Annotated in this window: 21 protein-coding genes and 2 pseudogenes; 16 read left to right on the forward strand and 7 right to left on the reverse strand. The window is 60.1% G+C overall.

The window, feature by feature from the left end:
• The first annotated feature begins 31 nt into the window (after nucleotides 1-31).
• The 11 genes from QDY28_RS17195 to QDY28_RS17245 all read left to right on the forward strand — a co-directional run bounded on the left by QDY28_RS17195 (nucleotide 32) and on the right by QDY28_RS17245 (nucleotide 7,712).
• Nucleotides 32-1,807 carry an amino acid ABC transporter permease/ATP-binding protein gene (locus QDY28_RS17195; protein ID WP_331382883.1) on the forward strand — a complete coding sequence of 592 codons (1,776 nt, stop codon included), beginning with the start codon at nucleotides 32-34 and terminating at the stop codon, nucleotides 1,805-1,807.
• A gap of 91 nt (nucleotides 1,808-1,898) precedes the next feature.
• Complete coding sequence (locus QDY28_RS17200) at nucleotides 1,899-2,843, forward strand: ABC transporter substrate-binding protein (RefSeq protein WP_331382884.1); 945 nt, start codon at nucleotides 1,899-1,901, stop codon at nucleotides 2,841-2,843.
• Nucleotides 2,844-2,955: 112 nt separating this feature from the next.
• Complete coding sequence (locus QDY28_RS17205; RefSeq protein WP_442967546.1) at nucleotides 2,956-3,852, forward strand: ABC transporter substrate-binding protein; 897 nt, start codon at nucleotides 2,956-2,958, stop codon at nucleotides 3,850-3,852.
• 14 nt (nucleotides 3,853-3,866) lie between these two features.
• Nucleotides 3,867-4,898 (forward strand): LLM class flavin-dependent oxidoreductase, encoded by a 1,032-nt coding sequence (locus QDY28_RS17210; RefSeq protein WP_331382886.1) that lies wholly within the window; start codon nucleotides 3,867-3,869, stop codon nucleotides 4,896-4,898.
• A 63-nt stretch (nucleotides 4,899-4,961) separates the two neighbouring features.
• Nucleotides 4,962-5,558, forward strand: a complete 597-nt coding sequence (locus QDY28_RS17215; RefSeq protein ID WP_331382887.1) for a 2-hydroxychromene-2-carboxylate isomerase — start codon at nucleotides 4,962-4,964, stop codon at nucleotides 5,556-5,558.
• A 121-nt stretch (nucleotides 5,559-5,679) separates the two neighbouring features.
• The gene (gene msuE / locus QDY28_RS17220; protein WP_331382888.1) at nucleotides 5,680-6,240 is read left to right on the forward strand and encodes an FMN reductase; all 561 of its coding nucleotides are present in this window, start codon (nucleotides 5,680-5,682) and stop codon (nucleotides 6,238-6,240) included.
• 3 nt (nucleotides 6,241-6,243) lie between these two features.
• A complete protein-coding gene (locus QDY28_RS17225) occupies nucleotides 6,244-6,441 on the forward strand; it encodes a hypothetical protein (protein WP_331382889.1) in 198 nt (65 codons plus the stop codon).
• 34 nt (nucleotides 6,442-6,475) lie between these two features.
• Entirely contained in the window at nucleotides 6,476-6,649 is a 174-nt protein-coding gene (locus QDY28_RS17230) for a hypothetical protein (protein ID WP_331382890.1), read from the forward strand.
• Between the two features lie 12 nt (nucleotides 6,650-6,661).
• Complete coding sequence (locus tag QDY28_RS17235; protein WP_331382891.1) at nucleotides 6,662-6,814, forward strand: hypothetical protein; 153 nt, start codon at nucleotides 6,662-6,664, stop codon at nucleotides 6,812-6,814.
• Nucleotides 6,811-7,392 (forward strand): RBBP9/YdeN family alpha/beta hydrolase, encoded by a 582-nt coding sequence (locus QDY28_RS17240; RefSeq protein WP_331382893.1) that lies wholly within the window; start codon nucleotides 6,811-6,813, stop codon nucleotides 7,390-7,392. The genes QDY28_RS17235 and QDY28_RS17240 overlap by 4 nt, the downstream gene beginning before the upstream one ends.
• Nucleotides 7,393-7,403: 11 nt before the next feature.
• Nucleotides 7,404-7,712, forward strand: a complete 309-nt coding sequence (locus QDY28_RS17245) for a hypothetical protein (RefSeq protein ID WP_331382894.1) — start codon at nucleotides 7,404-7,406, stop codon at nucleotides 7,710-7,712.
• Between the two features lie 117 nt (nucleotides 7,713-7,829).
• On the opposite strand, the gene QDY28_RS17250 is transcribed toward QDY28_RS17245, so the two are convergent.
• The 5 genes and pseudogenes from QDY28_RS17250 to QDY28_RS17270 all read right to left on the reverse strand — a co-directional run.
• A complete protein-coding gene (locus QDY28_RS17250) occupies nucleotides 7,830-8,684 on the reverse strand; it encodes an ABC transporter permease subunit (protein WP_331382895.1) in 855 nt (284 codons plus the stop codon).
• Nucleotides 8,681-9,469, reverse strand: coding sequence for a taurine ABC transporter ATP-binding protein (locus QDY28_RS17255; RefSeq protein ID WP_331382896.1), 789 nt, complete (start codon nucleotides 9,467-9,469; stop codon nucleotides 8,681-8,683). The genes QDY28_RS17250 and QDY28_RS17255 overlap by 4 nt, the downstream gene beginning before the upstream one ends.
• 54 nt (nucleotides 9,470-9,523) lie before the next feature.
• Nucleotides 9,524-10,537 (reverse strand): taurine ABC transporter substrate-binding protein, encoded by a 1,014-nt coding sequence (tauA, locus tag QDY28_RS17260; protein WP_331382897.1) that lies wholly within the window; start codon nucleotides 10,535-10,537, stop codon nucleotides 9,524-9,526.
• A gap of 322 nt (nucleotides 10,538-10,859) precedes the next feature.
• Nucleotides 10,860-11,066: pseudogene (locus QDY28_RS17265) on the reverse strand (LLM class flavin-dependent oxidoreductase); the annotation flags it as partial.
• 839 nt (nucleotides 11,067-11,905) lie between these two features.
• A pseudogene (locus QDY28_RS17270) lies at nucleotides 11,906-12,240 on the reverse strand (4Fe-4S dicluster domain-containing protein); the annotation flags it as partial.
• Between the two features lie 175 nt (nucleotides 12,241-12,415).
• Here QDY28_RS17270 and QDY28_RS17275 point away from each other — a divergent pair.
• The 5 genes from QDY28_RS17275 (at nucleotide 12,416) to QDY28_RS17295 (ending at nucleotide 16,025) form a co-directional block, all read left to right on the forward strand.
• Nucleotides 12,416-13,126, forward strand: coding sequence for a GntR family transcriptional regulator (locus tag QDY28_RS17275; protein WP_331382898.1), 711 nt, complete (start codon nucleotides 12,416-12,418; stop codon nucleotides 13,124-13,126).
• Nucleotides 13,127-13,132: 6 nt separating this feature from the next.
• Nucleotides 13,133-13,918 carry a transporter substrate-binding domain-containing protein gene (locus tag QDY28_RS17280; protein ID WP_331382899.1) on the forward strand — a complete coding sequence of 262 codons (786 nt, stop codon included), beginning with the start codon at nucleotides 13,133-13,135 and terminating at the stop codon, nucleotides 13,916-13,918.
• A gap of 76 nt (nucleotides 13,919-13,994) precedes the next feature.
• Complete coding sequence (locus QDY28_RS17285) at nucleotides 13,995-14,666, forward strand: amino acid ABC transporter permease (RefSeq protein ID WP_331382900.1); 672 nt, start codon at nucleotides 13,995-13,997, stop codon at nucleotides 14,664-14,666.
• A complete protein-coding gene (locus QDY28_RS17290; protein WP_331382901.1) occupies nucleotides 14,663-15,322 on the forward strand; it encodes an amino acid ABC transporter permease in 660 nt (219 codons plus the stop codon). Before QDY28_RS17285 ends, QDY28_RS17290 begins: the two co-directional genes overlap by 4 nt.
• Complete coding sequence (locus QDY28_RS17295) at nucleotides 15,300-16,025, forward strand: amino acid ABC transporter ATP-binding protein (protein WP_331382902.1); 726 nt, start codon at nucleotides 15,300-15,302, stop codon at nucleotides 16,023-16,025. Before QDY28_RS17290 ends, QDY28_RS17295 begins: the two co-directional genes overlap by 23 nt.
• Nucleotides 16,026-16,449: 424 nt before the next feature.
• On the opposite strand, the gene QDY28_RS17300 is transcribed toward QDY28_RS17295, so the two are convergent.
• Together QDY28_RS17300 and QDY28_RS17305 are read right to left on the reverse strand one after the other, a co-directional pair.
• A complete protein-coding gene (locus QDY28_RS17300) occupies nucleotides 16,450-16,644 on the reverse strand; it encodes a hypothetical protein (protein WP_331382903.1) in 195 nt (64 codons plus the stop codon).
• Nucleotides 16,645-16,742: 98 nt separating this feature from the next.
• On the reverse strand, nucleotides 16,743-16,988 hold the full coding sequence (locus tag QDY28_RS17305; RefSeq protein ID WP_331382904.1) for a DUF6074 family protein: 246 nt from the start codon (nucleotides 16,986-16,988) through the stop codon (nucleotides 16,743-16,745).
• Nucleotides 16,989-17,023: the final 35 nt, after the last annotated feature.

Raw genomic sequence — 17,023 nt, forward strand, 5'->3', positions numbered from 1 at the left:
CAAGGACCGGCAATCATAAAGGGAAACGACAATGGCACTGACGACGGATTTTGCGGGCCTTGAGCCCGGCAGCAGGACGGCGGAACCCAGACAGGACTACTCCCGTTTCCGCATCGTACCGGCCCGCCATCCCGAGCGGCTGGCGGGCACGATATTCGCCGCCGTCGTCATCATCGCCGTGCTATATTCTACCTTCACCAATCCGCGCTGGGGTTGGGGCGTTTTTGCCGAATGGTTCTTCGCCGAGCCCGTGCTCGTCGGTCTTGGCAGAACGCTGCTCCTGACAGCACTCGCCGCCGTTTCGGGCTCCATCCTTGGAACAGCGCTGGCGCTCGCCCGCGTCTCCAGGTCGCCGCTGCTATCAGGTCTTTCCTGGGGCTATATCTGGCTGCTGCGCTCGATCCCGATGATCGTGCTGCTGCTGATATTGAATAATCTCGGCTATCTCTATGAAACGATCAGGATCGGCGTCCCGTTCACCGACACGGTCTTGTTCGATTATCCCACCGTGCAGCTGCTGACGCCCTTCGCCGCTGCCTACCTCGGCCTCACACTCAACCAATCGGCCTTCTTCGCCGAGATCGTCCGCGGTGGCATTCTGTCGGTGGATCATGGGCAGCTGGAGGCCGCTGCCGCACTCGGTCTGCCGCGCCGCCGCCAGGCCTTTCGCATCGTGCTGCCGCAGGCCATGCGCTCCATCCTGCCGACCGGTTTCAACGAGCTCATTGGATTGGCGAAAAGCACCTCCGTCGTCTATGTGCTCGCTCTGCCGGAGCTCTTTTATACCGTCCAGGTGATCTATCGCCGCAATCTCGAAGTCATTCCACTGCTGATGGTCGCAACGGTCTGGTATCTGATCATCATGACTGTGCTCTCGGTCGCCCAGCACTATATCGAGCGCTATTTCTCTAGGGGCGCCGTACGCAATCCGACACCGTTGCCTTTCCAGGCATTTTTCGAACGTTTCCGACGTCCGCTGCCGGCTCTCGATAGCGCGGCCGATAAAGTGTGCAATCTTGGTTTCCATGATGCGGGAGCTCTACGGGCAGGCGGTGCGGTGCGCATCCACGGCATCTCGAAAAGCTTCGGCTCGCTGAAGGTGCTCGACGATGTCGAGCTCAACCTGCCGGCCGGCAGCGTGACCGCCATTCTCGGCCCCTCCGGTTCCGGTAAGTCGACGCTGCTGCGGTCGATCAATCAACTGGAGCGCGTCAACGACGGCTTCATCTCCATTGATGACGATTTCGTCGGTTATAGCAGGAAGGGCGACACGCTCTACGAGCTCAAGGAGAAGGATATCCTCAAACGCCGCGCCGATATCGGCATGGTCTTCCAGAGCTTCAATCTCTTCCCGCATCTGACCGTGCTCGAAAACCTCATCGAGGCACCGATCGAGGTTCGTGGTCTCGGCCGCGAGGAAGCCGTGCAGCTGGCGCAGGAACTGCTGGCGCGCGTCGGTCTCAGCGACAAGATCAATGCCTATCCGCGCCAGCTCTCCGGCGGCCAGCAGCAGCGCGTCGCGATCGCCCGGGCGCTGGCGCTCCGCCCCAAGGTTCTCCTCTTCGACGAGCCGACGTCCGCACTCGATCCGGAACTCGTCGGCGAGGTGCTCGACGTCATCAAGGAGCTCGCCCGCACCGGCACGACGCTCGTCATCGTCACCCATGAAATCGGTTTTGCCCGCGAAGTCGCCGACACAGTCGTCTTCATGGAAAGCGGCCGCATTCTGGAGGCCGGTCCGCCGGCCCGGATCTTCACGCAGGCCGAGCATCGTCGAACGCGCGAATTCCTCGCCAAGGTTCTCTAGCGCGGACAGCGCTGGTGAAATGCCGGGCCGCGACGGGCTGCTCCGGTCGAATGACAACAATTACAATCTTAAGACGAAATGGAGAAGGGGCATGGCATTTACAGATAGGGTAAGGCTTCTGATAGCGGGAGCCGTCACCATTGGCGCGATCGGTTTCGGTTCCGCTCAGGCGCAGCAGAAGTTCGACCTCAGCCCCGAACAGCCGAACCGGCTGCGGCTGGAAAAGAACGAGAAGCGCATCGCTGAAATCAAGGACTTCAAGTTCGTCGAAACAGGTGTCTTCACCGTCGGCATCAGCTCGAGCGGCAATCTTCCGCTGCACGACTATGCCTCCGACTCCAAAACGGTCATCGGTTATGACGTCGATCTCGCCCAAGCGGTCGCCGACAGCCTGGGCCTGAAGCTCAACCTCGTTTCCGTCGCCTGGGCCGATTGGCCGCTGGGGCTCACCTCCGGCAAGTTCGATGCGGTGATCTCGAACGTGACCGTCACGGAAGAGCGCAAGGAAAAGTTCGATTTCTCGACCTACCGCAAGGATGAACTCGGTTTCTACGTCAGGACTGACAATCCGATCACGGCGATCAAGGAGCCGAAGGATATTGCCGGCCTGAAGGTCATCACCGATGCCGGCACCAACCAGGAGAAGATCCTGCTGGAATGGGACCGGCAGAACGTTGCGGCCGGTCTGAAGCCGATCGAGGTGCAATATTATGACGACGATGCGGTCAAGGACTTGGCCGTTCAGTCCGGCCGGGCCGATGCCGTCTTCAGCGTCAACGCCACCCAAGCCTATGCGGCGGGCATCAACGGCAAGACCAAACTTGTTGGCACCGTCAGCGGCGGCTGGCCGATCACGGCCGAGATCGCCGTCACCACGCGCAAGGGCAGCGGCCTGGCGGCGCCCGTCACCAATGTCGTCAACGACCTGATTGCCAGCGGCGCCTACAAGAAGATCCTCGACGCCTGGAATCTCGGTCCCGAGGCGATCGACAAGGCCCAGACCAACCCGCCCGGCCTGCCGAAGAGCGGTTCGTAATGTTTATGGGACGGGCGGCCGTTCGAGCCGGCCCGTCCCTGCCTTTCACGCAAACGGAGACATATCGAACGTGGCGAATTTTCTTGATGTCCGCACCTTTTTCTTCGCGGCGCTGACGGCAGCCTTGGCTGGCCTCAATGCAACCCATGCGGCCGATGATTTCGACCTGAGCCCGCAGCAGCCGGGCAGGCTTCATGCAGCCAGGAACGATGAGGCGATCGCCGCGATCCCCAAGGATTTCAAGTTCGTCACGCCAGGTAAGTTCACCATCGCCGTCAGTCCCGGCGGCCCGCCGCTTGCCACTTACGCAACCGATGCCAAGACTGTAGTCGGCGCGGATCCCGATTACGCCTATGCCATCGCCGACAGCCTCGGCCTGACGCTGGAGATCGTGCCGGTCGCCTGGATCGACTGGCCGCTCGGCCTCACATCGGGCAAATATGATGCCGTCATCTCCAATGTCGGCGTGACCGAGCAGCGCAAGGAGAAGTTCGATTTCTCCACCTATCGCCAGGGCCTGCACGGTTTCTTCGTGAGATCCGATAGTCCCATCACCTCGATCAAGGAGCCGAAGGATGCGGCGGGCCTCAGGATCATCGTCGGCGCCGGCACCAACCAGGAGCGTATCCTAGTCAAGTGGAGCGAAGAGGATGTTGCTGCGGGCCTGAAGCCGATCGAGCTGCAATATTACGATGACGAGGCGGCAAGCCTTCTCGCCCTGCGTTCCGGTCGGGCCGATGTCATCGTCCAGCCGCACGCGCAGCTCGTCTTCATCGCGGCGCGCGACAAGAACATCAAGCGGGTGGGCACGCTGAGCGCCGGCTGGCCGGATCGTTCTGATGTCGCGATCACCACCCGCAAGGGAAGCGGGCTAGCCGATGCGCTGACCATCGCCACAAATGGCCTGATCCAGGACGGAACTTACAAGCGCATACTCGAACACTGGCATCTTTCCGAGGAAGCCTTGCCCGCATCCGAGACCAATCCGCCCGGCCTGCCGAAATATTGAATGGAAGGTGTGACATGAGCGGCCGCACCGTATCCATCAGCCATATCGGCTTCCTCACGCCAGGCAATTATCCCGATGATGATCCCTTGTCGGGATTGGAGCAGACGCTCCAGCAGCTGCATTATGGCGAGGAACTCGGCTTCGACAGCGCCTGGGTCCGCCAGCGGCACCTGGAGCCGGGGATCTCCTCCGCCAGCGCCTTTCTGGCGGCCGCCACCCAGCGCACCAGCCGGATCGAGCTCGGAACGGCGGTCATTCCGATCGGTTATGAAAGTCCGTATCGTTTGGCCGAAGACCTTGCGACGGTCGATGTTCTCTCGCGCGGACGGCTGAATATCGGCGTCAGCGCCGGCCGCCCGCTGCATGCCGAGCTGATCGGCCCGCTCGCCTTCGACGGCGACTGGACGCGTTATGATTTCTCGCATGATCGCGTGCTGCGCTTTGCCGACAATCTGCGCGGCGCCTATCTCGGCGACGACGAGACCTTCATAAAGACGCCTTTCGGCCGGCAGCGGCCGCGTCTGCAGCCCTATGCCAAGGGCCTGATCGACCGGATCTGGTATGGCGGCGGTTCGCAGCGCTCGGCCGGCTGGGCTGGCCGCAACGGCTTCAACCTGTTGACCGGCAATGTGATAACGGGGGAGGGGACCGACGATTTCTTCATTGGCCAATCCAGGCTGATTAAAACCTATCGGGACGAGGGAACGCAGCGCCGCGTCGCGCTCGGCCGCGTCATCGTGCCTTTCGACAGCGCCGATGCGTCAACCCGCCGGCGCTACCGCGATTATGCCGATGGCCGCCATCAGCGGACGCTTTCCCCGCGGGGTGAGCGGCGCACGCTGTTCGCCCGCGATATCGTCGGCACGTCGGAGGAAATATTGGAGCGGCTTTTCGCCGATCCGGTCCTGCCCGAGGTCAGCGAGTTGCGGCTGGAGCTCCCTTACGAGTTTGAGCACGAGGAATATCGCCAGATCCCCCACGACTTCGTGACAAAGATCGCTCCGGAACTCGGATGGAAAGCGCGGCCCGAAATTCGGGCCGCTTGAAGGGCTGTCGGCGGACGGCGCCCATTCGGCACCAAACAACCATTTTAAGAGGAACATTCGTCAGTGACCAAATCGGTGGAATATTTCTTTTCGATCGGCTCACCCTGGTCCTATATCGGCTTCGACGCCTTTACCGAGCTGGCCGCGAAGAACGACGTCGTCATCACGCCATATCTGACGACGGTGGTCGAAGAGAATGGCGGCATCTTCTCGCGCAACCGTCCCGAGATCCGCCGCGCTTACTGGACGCGGGATCTCAAACGCTGGGCGCGCTTGCGCGGCAAGGAGTTGCGCCTCGAACATCGCCCTGAGCTCGGCGATCCGACGCCGGCATCCCTCTTCGTGATTGCCGCCTATCTCGACGGGCAGGATTGGATTGGCGTCGCCCGTGCCCTGCAGCATGCCTTCTGGAGCGAGGCGAGGGATATCGGCAGACCCGATGTGCACGAGGCGATCGTCACAGCAGCCGGTTTCGACGGCGCAGCGCTTCTCAGGCGGCAGGCCGATGACGACGTCCAGAACAAGTGGTCGGCAGACCGCGTGCATGCGCGCGACCGCGGCGTTTTCGGTTTTCCCAGCTATGTCTATGACGGCGAACTCTATTGGGGACAGGACAACCTGCCTTTTCTCGAACGCCATCTCTGCGGCGACCGGCCTTAGGCTCGAACGAGCAATTGCAGACGAACGTTTTTTTCAACGGGACGGAGAAGGAGAGACGCGCATTTCTTTAATCTAGTAATTTTATAGACGATAGTTGAAGCAACCATAGAGAGGAAAAACCATGTCAGGTTTCAAACTCGTCGGCATCGCTGGCAGCTTCAACCGTCCATCGAAGACACTGGCGCTCGTCCGGCACATCGCCGAACGCGCCAGCACCCGCTACGGCTTTACGACCAAGACCTATGATCTCAACGATGTCGGTCCGTCGCTGGGCAGCGCCTTGTGGCGCAAGGATCTCGACGAGCGGGCAAGCCGCGTCGTCGACGAGATCGTAAGGGCCGACGCCCTGATCATTGGGTCGCCGACCTACAAGGGATCTTATCCCGGCCTCTTCAAACATCTCATCGACCTGATCGATCCGCAGGAACTTCGGGGCAAGCCGATCATCATCACGGCGACGGGCGGCGGTGACCGGCATGCGCTCATGGTCGAGCATCAGCTCCGGCCGCTGTTCGGCTTTTTCACGGCCCATACGCTGCCAACCGCCGTTTACGCGTCCGATCGCGATTTCGCGGATTACACGGTCTCCTCGGATCAGCTTTCGAGCCGTATCGGCGAAGTGATCGGCGAGCTGGCGGCCTTCTTTCCCCATGCAAGTCCGGCAATCGCGGCGGCCGAATAGGTCATGGTTCGGTCTCAGGAAGCAAGGATGGATGACGCGGACAGGCCGGGATCGGGCGATCAATTGTGGAGCGTCTTTGAATTCGCCCGCCGATACCGCCTCGCCAAACGCGAGGGAAATCGCCTGTTGATGCTCTACGGGCCAACGGCGTCGCTTCGCGATCTTCCGGCCAATGCGCAGCGTCATTCACTGATTTCCTAACCGGAGAATATTGATCCCCGACAGGGAGGTTCGCATGAAACTCGATTTCCATGTCTGGCTGAAATTCGCGGTCGACCGCCTCAAGGCGAAGCCGGTGGCTGCGCGGGGGCCTGCAGACGGGGCGCGCATTCGAGACAATGAGCGGGACCGGTCCGCCCGCGAATACGAAATCCATTATTGGGGCGCGATGCCCGGAACCTGGTATTGAGGAGGCGGCGTCATGGCAATTGTCGTTGAGACCGGCCTCGGCCGGCACGGTGCGAGAAGAGCAGCGGACAGTCTCATGTCGCGAGTCCGGCATGCGGCCGGGATCTGCACGATCGCAGGCTCCTTCACATTTCTGTTCGCCTTGGTGATCGGGCTGATCCGATGAGCGATGTCCTTATCCTTCCCGGGTTGTTCGGTTCGGGAGACGGTCACTGGCAACAGCACTGGCTGCAGGATCAGCCGGACAGCCGTTGCGTCACCCAGGACGATTGGGATCATCCGCGTCTCGACAGGTGGCTGCCGCGGTTGGAAAGCGCGCTTGAGGAGGCGGGCGAGTCCTATCTTGTCGCCCATAGTCTCGGATGCCTGCTTGCCGCCCGGCTCGCCGGCCGGAGCGCCGCACGCCGGGTGAAAGGCGCGCTGCTCGTTGCGCCATGCGATCTGCCGGCCACGGAGATCCTGCATCCGGGACAAATCTCCTTCGGCGAAATGCCGGTGGCGTCTCTGCCTTTTCCGAGCATCGTCGTCGGCAGCATGAACGATGCCTACATGACGGTCGACCGCCTGGCCCTGTTCGGCCGGCTATGGAACGCCGAGACCAGGAATATCGGTCTTGCCGGGCACATCAATATCGCCAGCGGCTTCGGACGCTGGCGCAACGGCTACCGGCTGCTGGATGCCTTGAAGATACGCACGGGCGCGCGAAAGCGCATCGCTTCCATGCCGCCGGCTTTTGCGATCTGAGTGGAAGCGCAATGTCCGATATCGTCGCCGATCTCCTGCGCCTGCGTGAAGATCCGAACGCCGATCCGAGAAGCAGGCGCCGCCAGACCATGGATTGTCTGGTGCAGGCGCTGCTTGCCATGGCCGATAGTGAATTCGGACCGGAAGACGCGCAAAGCCGCCAATCGATCCTTCATCTGACGACGATCATCCGTGACATGACGGAAAGGATTGCCGAAGCCGACGATGCGACGTTTTCAGCGATCGTCAGGGAGGCGGCAATGCTGATCCGCAGCCTGGAACGGCGACGGGCCGATGCGGCCAGGTTTACGGTGCATTGACCCCGCTCAGAGCATGATGGCGAAAGGTGTGAGCGGTTTTCGGCATCATGCTCTAACTCTTTAATTTGGAGCAGGATTCAGAGATTTTAGGCCAAACGGACCTAAAATCATCCTGTTCTAAAGCTTGCCCTTCCAGGGCACGAGGAAGGCCTCGAGAAAGCGGATGCCGGCCGAGAAGGTGAAGGCGCAGACCGCGATGATGGCGATGCCGACGAAGACGACGTCGGTCGCCAGGAACTGCGACGCCGACATGATCATGAAACCGATCCCGCGTGTCGACGCGATCAATTCGGCCGCAACCAGCGTGCTCCAGCCGACGCCGAGTGCGATGCGGATGCCGGTGAGGATCTCAGGCAGGGCCGACGGCAGGACGATGTCGAGGAAAAGCTGCAGCCGGCTTGCGCCCAGCGAGCGGGCGGCATTGACGCGCTCGATCGGCAGCGAACGAACGCCCGCCTGGGCCGACAGGCAGATCGGGGCGAACATCGCCAGCACCAGCAGCGTGATCTTCGACGTCTCGCCGATGCCGAGCCAGATGATCATCAGCGGCAGGTAGGAGAGGGGCGGAAGCGGCCAGTAGAATTCGATCGGCGCGTCGAGCACGCCTTTCGCCCAGCGATTGAGGCCCATCAGCAATCCGAGCGGAATGCCGGCGGAGATGGCAATCAGGGCTGCGACGACGATGCGGAACAGGCTTGCAGAGACGTGCTCGGCAAGTGAGGCGCCGGCATAGCCGTCGCGATAGATGACGCCGATCTGCGTCAGCACCTCATCGGGACGCGGCAGGAACAGGTGCGGGACGACGCCAAGCGCTGAAACGAGCCACCACAGCAGCAAGATGGCCAAGGCGGTGGCGATGCTGATGGCTGCCGTCGATTTTTCACCGGCGCCGAAGCCGGCCATTTTGACCAGCTTGACCTGGCGGTGCTCGGCGTGAGCCGCAATCGGCGGAGCCTGTGTTATATCGCTCATGCTACACTCCTCAAGTCTTCGCTGCTGTGGAGAATGGCGCGGATCTCTTCGCGCAGCTCGGCAAATTGCGGCGAGCCCTTGATCGAGCGGGCATCGCCGGTTTCGGCAAAGCGGCGGACGAAATCGAGATCGAAGCGCGCAACGACCCGCCCCGGCCGAGGCGACATGACGAGAACCTGCGTGCCCAGGAACAGGGCCTCTTCGATCGAGTGGGTGATGAAAAAGACCTTCTTTGCCGTTTTATTCCAGACGGAAACCAGCAGTTCCTGCATCTGCTCGCGTGTCAGGCTGTCGAGCGCGCCGAACGGCTCGTCCATGAGCAGGATATCCGGATTTGCCGCGAGAGCACGTGCAATGCCGACACGCTGGCGCATGCCACCCGATAATTCATAGGGAAAAGCGCCGGCGAATTCGTCGAGGCCGACGAGCCGGAGCAATTCCAGGGCGCGGGCCTGCCGCTCCTTTCGGTTTATCCCGGCGAAGTTCAGGCCGAGTGCCACATTGTCGGCCACCGATTTCCAGGGTAGCAGCGAGTCTTTCTGAAAAACGACGCCGCGATCAGCGCCCGGCCGTTCGACGGCGCGCCCATCGAGCACAATCCGACCTTCCGAAAGCGGAAGGAAACCGGCGATAGCATTGAGAAGGGTTGATTTGCCGCAGCCCGAGGCTCCAAGCGCGACTACGAAGCCCCGGTCGGGAATATCGAATGAAACGCGATCGAGCGCGTGGACGGTTCGTCCGTCGCGGGCTGCAAAGAAAACGCTGGCGTGATCGACTTTAAGCATGTGCCGCTCGCAGGTTCGACGCCGACGCGATGATCGCGCCGGCGCCAGGGAGGATCAATTGCTGACGCCGATGAACGCGTCCGCGGTTACGAAGGCGCCGTAGTTCGCCAGCACGTCAGACACCTTGCCCTGCTCTTTCAGGAAGGACGCCGTATCCTTGAGGATCTTGGCAGCCCCTGCCGTTTCGCCGCCGCCGAGCCAGGCATCCGATGCCTGAACTTCAGGCGTCAGCAGCGTCAGGTTCGTCAAGGCCGAGGCCTGCTGCTCGGGGGTCCCGCCAAGGAGTTTGGCGAGCGCTTTGATGTTGTCGCTGTCGGGACGCCAGGCAGATTTGTCCGAGGCGAAGGAGGCGTAGTATTTGTTGATGACCGAAGCGAAATCCTTCAGGAATCCCGGGTTGTCGGCGGCGAACTTCGAAGTCGCGACCCAGGCCGAAAACGTCGGCGCACCCTTGTCAGCCACATCCTTGGAGGTGACGAGGACCTTCCCGTTTTTCTTCAGTTCGGTGAGCGCCGGATCCCAGACGAAACCGCCGTCGATGTCGCCGCGGTTATAGCTCGCGACGATCTCTGATTGCGGGATGGCGAAGACCTGGACGTCCTTCTCGGTCAGGCCGAGCGATTTGATCAGCGCAAGCAGCTGATAATGGTCCGTCGACACGGGCGCGGCGGCAAGCTTCTTGCCTTTCAGATCGTTCAGGCTTTCGATGCCGGAGCCGTTGCGGACGACGAGCGCCTCATCGATGCCCGAGATGGATGCGAGATAGAAGGCCTTAACCTCCAGCCCGCGGGAGACTGCAGCCGCAAACGGGCTGGATCCGACATAGCCGACCTGAACATCGCCCGAGGCAATGGCCGCGAAGATTTCAGCGCCCGAATTAAACCTGCGGAAGTCGATATCATATCCCGTCGCCTTGGCGAATTCGCCATTGGCGATCGCCACAGATGACGGCAAGGCATCGGTCTGGTAGGCGACAACAACCTTCTTGTCTGCCGCTTGCGCAACGATCGCAGTCGCAAGTGTGCCGACGCTCACAGCGATTGCGGTAACCAAATTCCTGAAATTCATCTTAAGCCCCTTTGTTCAGGGCCGACGGCCCTTGATCTCACTTGCGAAGGGTAGTCCGTGAAAGCGGCCTAGCGGGAGCAATAACAAACTATATTTATAGACTATTGGGACAATTGTTTTCGTGAATGTGCTACTTGCCGATCCCAAGGACGGGCAAACCAAGGGAGGCTGCGCATTTAGGAGTGGGGTGAGCGAGTGCATGGTCTACGTCGGCTTTTCAGCCATATCTGTGCGCCGTAATCTAATCAAGATGGGCGACATGCTGCCAAACTCCGCCCGCAAGAGCTTGGCGCTCGTCCGTTCGATCAGTTAGGCGTTCGTCACGCAGCAGCGGAAGGAGTTGGTTGCCTTGGCGCTCGATCTCGGACAGGTGTGGTGTGTCGGAGAGCACGAAGTGGGTGATGCCGAGATCCCGATAGTTGCGCAGCGAACGCGCAACGTCTGCCGCCGATCCGACCAGCCAGGTGGTGCCGGCGTCACCACCGCCGAACTTGCCGGGCGCGGTATAGAGGTTGTCATCGAGAACATCAAGTGTCAGTGCGAGTTCGTTTCTGAAAGTAGGCGTGATGGTGATGATACCCGCGCTATTGGCGTCGTTAGCAAGTAATGAGAGTTTGTTTTCGGCCTCGCCAATCACCGAGACGGCTCAGTCGTCCGGTCCGTGTATGGTAAGTGACGGGAAACGCTGTACGACATGAATGACATTCAGGTTCCCATCAGTGTCGAGCAGCGCCTGAGCCGTGCGCACCAAATGCTCTGCTCTTTCACATGATCCTGAGCCCACTGCGCGGACAATCGTCTTGTACAAGTTTCACCTCAGAAGCGATCTTTGCCGCTTCTGCCCACGAATTCGGTTCGAAATCCCCGGGAGCGTGCTTGTTTGAGAAAGTCATTCGCAGATAAGCCAAAATCGGCCCAAACCTCTCGTTCTGCAATCGGCGAGGCGACGATGGCGGCATATGACGCAAGCTGCTGAGGCCAGCCGTGGTCGACGACATGGGGCATTACTACAACAGGGTCGCTGGTCCTGATCCCATCAACTGCAACGCAGTATCTTTGAAGGCACACAGCGCTCCAGTCGACTGAGATCAGGAAGCGGAATTCTGAGTCGGGCTGCGCGGCCGACCTCCCTTCACGTGGCCTGGTTCAAGGCTCCCCTCTATTGATGCGCCACTGGGACACGATGCGCCAGCGCCATTTGTACACAGCCGCCCCGCTCGTATTGTTGGCCAGTCGCAGCACGGTGATAGCCGCGGAAAGAGGCTGTAGGGAAAACTCTCCAGCACATAGAAAGCTATGTGCTTCTCGTCCGAATTCGACTGCCCCATCCTCAGCTCCTCCGCGAGTTTCGATCTCATTTTAAGTCGATCACATATTCGGATAGACCGGTCCTTCTCGGCCCCGCGGCGGCACCCAGTTGATGTTCTGGTTGGGGTCCTTGATGTCGCAGGTCTTGCAGTGCACGCAGTTCTGGGCGTCGGTGACGAAGACGTCCTCGCCATCCTTCTCAACCCATTCACATACCCGGCCGGACAATAACGAGTCGACGGGCCAGCATAGATGTCATGTTCGGAGCGCTTCTGCCGGCCCATGTCCCTGACCTGCAGATCTACCGGCTGATCTTCCTCATGGTTGATGTTCGGGAGAAACACCGAGGATAGCCTGTCGAAGGTCAGGATGCCGTCCGGCTTCGGATATCCCAACAGGCGGATTGTCAAGCTGGCGCACCTTTTGGGAGTTAGCAGAAACGGATGATCATATTTTGAGCAACCCTTATTAATCAGCGAATGACCTGCGCTTTTTTGAGCATTCGAGATGTTCGCACCGTGCCCTTCCGTGCGATTTCAAACTGGCATGAAAGCTGCTTGTCAGCTTTGTATGCAAGATGGAAATACACAACAGCCGACGCAGATCAACATCGAAGCGTCCATCGTCTCCGGCATTTTGTCGGCGCGTATTCGTCCCGGCACACGGCTTGGCGAAAGCCAACTAGCCACATTGTTCGATGTGTCTCGCACCCGCATCCGCGAGGCGATGATGCGCCTCGAAACGCGAGGCATCGTTACGGTCAGCCCACGTCGCGGCTGGTTCGTGGTGGAGCCTTCGGCAGAAGAATCGGTGAAGGTCTACGAGGCCCGGCGTATCATCGAGTTCGGGCTGCTGCGCAATCTCTCCTCGGTCAGCGAGCAGGATCTGGAGATACTCGCCACTCATCTACAGGAGGAGAAACTTGCGATCGCGAAGGGCGACCGCCAGCGCCTGACCTGTCTGATGGGGGATTTCCACATCCGCATCGCCGAGATCGCGGGAAACGAAATCATCGTCGAAACGCTGCGCGACCTGACGGCGAGAACGATCCTCATCTCGATGCTCTACCAGTCCGACTTTCATGCGCAGGAATCTCATGACGGACATTGCCGCATTTTCGAGGCGCTGCAGGAGGGAGACTTCAACGCCGCCGCCGAACTTGCGATCCGCCACCTCGATCAAGTCGAAACGGGCCTCGATCTCACCCATAGGCCGGACCCGCTTTCGGACCTGCGAAATTCGCTTTCACTGCCTCCCTTATCCTCTGAACCCAAGGAGTAAATCAGCATGTTTTCCAGACGCTCTTTCCTTGCCATTGTCGCCGTCTCGGCGACGCTTGGCTTCGCCCCTGCCGCCTTTGCCGATGCCTTGGGCGACATTACCGGTCGCGGCACTATCCGCATCGCCGTCCCGCAGGATTTTCCGCCGTTCGGCAGCGTCGGCACCGATATGGCGCCGCAGGGTTATGACATCGATGTCGCCAACCTTATCGGCAGCAAGCTCGGCGTGAAGGTAGAGCTGGTGCCCGTGACCAGCGCCAATCGCGTTCCCTATCTCCAGACGAACAAGGTCGATCTCGTCATCTCGAGCCTTGGCAAAAACCCGGATCGCGAGAAGGTCATCGATTTCTCCGCCGCCTATGCGCCTTTCTTCAATGGCGTTTTCGCACCGAACTCCGTGGCTGTCACGAAAGCAGAGGAACTGTCCGGCAAGACGGTCGGCGTAACGCGCGGTGCGGTCGAGGATCTGGAACTGACCAAGATCGCGCCGGCCGACGCGACCATCAAGCGCTACGAGGACAATAACGGCACGATTTCCGCCTTCCTTTCCGGCCAGGTCGACGTCGTGGCAACGGGCAACGTCGTCGCGGCCGCCATTCTGGCCAAGAACCCGCCGAAGCGGCCGGAACTCAAGTTCCTTATCAAGAACTCGCCCTGCTATATCGGGCTCAACAAGGAACAGCCGGCGCTTCTCGAAAAGCTGAACGGCATTCTGGCGACCGCCAAGACGGATGGCTCACTCAATGCCATAGCTGAGAAATGGCTGAAAACCGACCTGCCGAAGGACCTCTGAGAGATCTTCCGAAACCGCGCACCGGCTTAATGGACGGGTCGGTGCGCCGCTTTCGCCATCGAAAGGAAGCAATCGGGTGAATTACAAATTCGATTTCGGATGGCTGCTCGACTATTCCCCGCAGATCGTCAAGGGTGTTCTCGTCACCCTCGAGCTGATCGCCATAGGCGGAATTTTCGGCATTGCCTTTGGCATATTCTGCGCCTGGGCCCGCGCCCTTGGGCCGAAGTGGTTGCGGCCGCCGGTTGCCGCCTATGTGGAGCTCATCCGCAATACGCCTTTCCTTATCCAGCTCTTTTTCATCTTTTTCGGCCTGCCGTCATTGGGGCTGCAATTGTCGGAACTGACGGCAGCCAACATCGCCATGGTGGTCAATCTCGGCGCCTATAGCTGCGAGATCATCCGCGCCGGCATTCAGGCGACGCCGAAGGGGCAATTCGAGGCGGGCGCCAGCCTGGCGATGACCCGTTTCGAAACCTTCCAGCACGTGGTGCTGGTGCCGTCCCTGCAGCGCATCTGGCCGGCGCTTTCGTCCCAGGTCGTAATCGTCATGCTCGGATCTTCTGTCGTCTCGCAGATCGCTGCGGAGGATCTGACATTTGCCGCCAATTTCATCCAGTCGCGCACGTTCCGCGCCTTCGAAGCCTACATGGTCTCAACCATCATCTATCTCCTGCTCGCAATCCTTCTCCGGCAGGCGCTCGCAATGGTCGGCGGCTTCATCTTTTCGCGCAGGAGCATGAGATGATCGAATTTACCACCTGGGACATTTTGAGAAATCTCCTGCTTGCCGCCCGTTGGACGGTGCTGCTTTCGCTCGTCTCCTTTATCGGCGGAGGCATCGTCGGGCTCCTGCTGCTGTTCGCGCGCATTTCCCGAAAAAAATCGCTCCGGACATTTTCGAGATATTACGTCGAGCTGTTTCAGGGCACGCCGCTGCTGATGCAGCTCTTCATTGCCTTCTTCGGGCTTGGCCTGTTCGGCATCGATGTCCCGGCCTGGCTGGCGGCGGGCCTGACGCTGGTATTATGGACGGCAGCGTTCCTGACTGAGATCTGGCGCGGCTGTGTCGAATCCGTTGCGAAAGGCCAGTGGGAGGCCTCCGCAAGCCTGGCCATGGGCCGCTTTCAGCAGATGCGTTACGTCATCCTGCCGCAGGCCATGCGTGTCGCCGTGCCGCCGACGGTCGGCTTCATCGTGCAGGTGATCAAGGGCACCGCGGTCACCTCCATCATCGGTTTCGTGGAACTGTCAAAGGCCGGCACCGTGGTCACCAACGCCACATTCCAACCCTTCGTGGTCTACGGCCTAGTAGCCCTTATCTATTTCGCCCTGTGCTGGCCCTTATCGAAGAGCAGCCAGATTCTCGAAAGGAAGCTTAATGTCGCTCATCGAAATCACTGAAGTCCGCAAGAACTACGGTGCGAACGAGGTTCTGAAAGGTATCAACCTCGATGTCGAACCCGGTGAAGTCATTGCGATCATCGGCAAGAGCGGTTCCGGAAAATCGACGCTGCTTCGCTGCATCAACGGGCTGGAGACGATCTCGGCCGGTTCGATCGCCGTCGCCGGGTCGCAACTGCTGGACGACGACCTTCATCTCAAGGCCCTGCGGCTGAAAGTCGGGATGATCTTCCAGCAGTTCAATCTCTTTCCGCATCAGACCGTGGGCGGCAATGTCATGCTGTCGCAGATGGTGGTGAAAAAGACGCCGAAGCCCGAGGCGGAAACCATCGCCCGCAAGATGCTCGAGCGTGTCGGGCTGGCGCACAAGTTCGACGCCTATCCGGACGAGCTTTCGGGCGGTCAGCAGCAGCGTGTGGCGATCGCACGCGCACTTGCCATGCAGCCGATCGCGCTGCTGTGCGATGAGATCACGTCCGCGCTCGATCCGGAACTCGTGGCGGAAGTGCTTTCGGTCGTACGCGAACTGGCATCGGAAGGCATGACGCTGCTGATGGTGACGCACGAGATGAAATTCGCACGCGACGTCTGTTCGCGCGTCGTTTTCATGCATCAAGGCAAGGTGCATGAGATCGGCCCTCCGGGAGAGGTCTTCGCCAATCCGCGAACTCCGGAGCTGAAGCAGTTCCTTGGATGGAATTGAGGACCCGGCTGCTTTTTGGGCAGCCGGGGTAAGCGCCTGCAGCAATTGGCCGAAGGAGCCTCGCCGGCCTCTGTGGAAGCGCGCGTTCGGACAAAGAAAAGGCGGCCCGAGGCCACTTTCGCCCGCTCTGTCCTTGGCAATGTCAGAGTCCATCCCCCTGGAAAGACCGGCTTCGCCCGAAAGGGGTGCCCTTCGGGGTGGCAACGGGAAATTTGGAGACAGACAATGAGCACATACGCTGAGACCGCACGTTTCGACACGGGCCGCGCTGACCGCCGGGCCTGAAAGAGCGGCAGCTGCAATTATCACGCGTTCAAATACTTAACCTGGCGCGTTCCGCCGCAACTCCAATCATACGCCAACTCACCGCTCAACTGCACGACACGAGGCCAGGTTCAAATCTAAGCATTGGGCTCTATGGTAATCACGGAGATCTGCGTTCCCAGAAGAGAGCGCCGCTGAATTCGAGAACGCGTTCACCCTGCTGGTTGATTGCGGCGTTCTCAAAGAAGACGAGGCCCAGGCTCGGGCGCGAGCGCACCACCCGTTTGTTCGAAATGCTGGTGGTGTAGGTTAGGAGGTCGCCGGTATAAACCGGTTCGGCAATAACCTTTTGCAATATCTATCATTTTGAAGCTTAGCTGAAGGCAGCCATCTTATTCATGGCGCCGAATCTCACATTGGTGCTGACCTCGGCACCTTTCAGTCTTCTGAAACCTAGCTCCTCGCCTCAGGCATCGCAAAGGCGCGTTGCAATTCCATCTGGACCGCATGCATGAAGCGACTGGCTTGCCACGAGATTTCCTCCGGTACTATACCCTGCCGCTCGAGTGCAGCGGCAAAGGCAGCCATCTCGGAGCGCCAGAAGCCGTTAGCTTCCTCACCATGAAGGCGCTGTAGGGCTTCTGCGCATCGTTTGACTTCAGCAGTGCGCCGATCGGCAGGGAACTGTACAACCGCCACGTCGTCTTCGTCCTAATAACTCGAATCACCTGAGG

This window comes from Rhizobium sp. BR 362 (assembly GCF_036528765.1).
Taxonomy (GTDB): Bacteria; Pseudomonadota; Alphaproteobacteria; order Rhizobiales; family Rhizobiaceae; genus Rhizobium.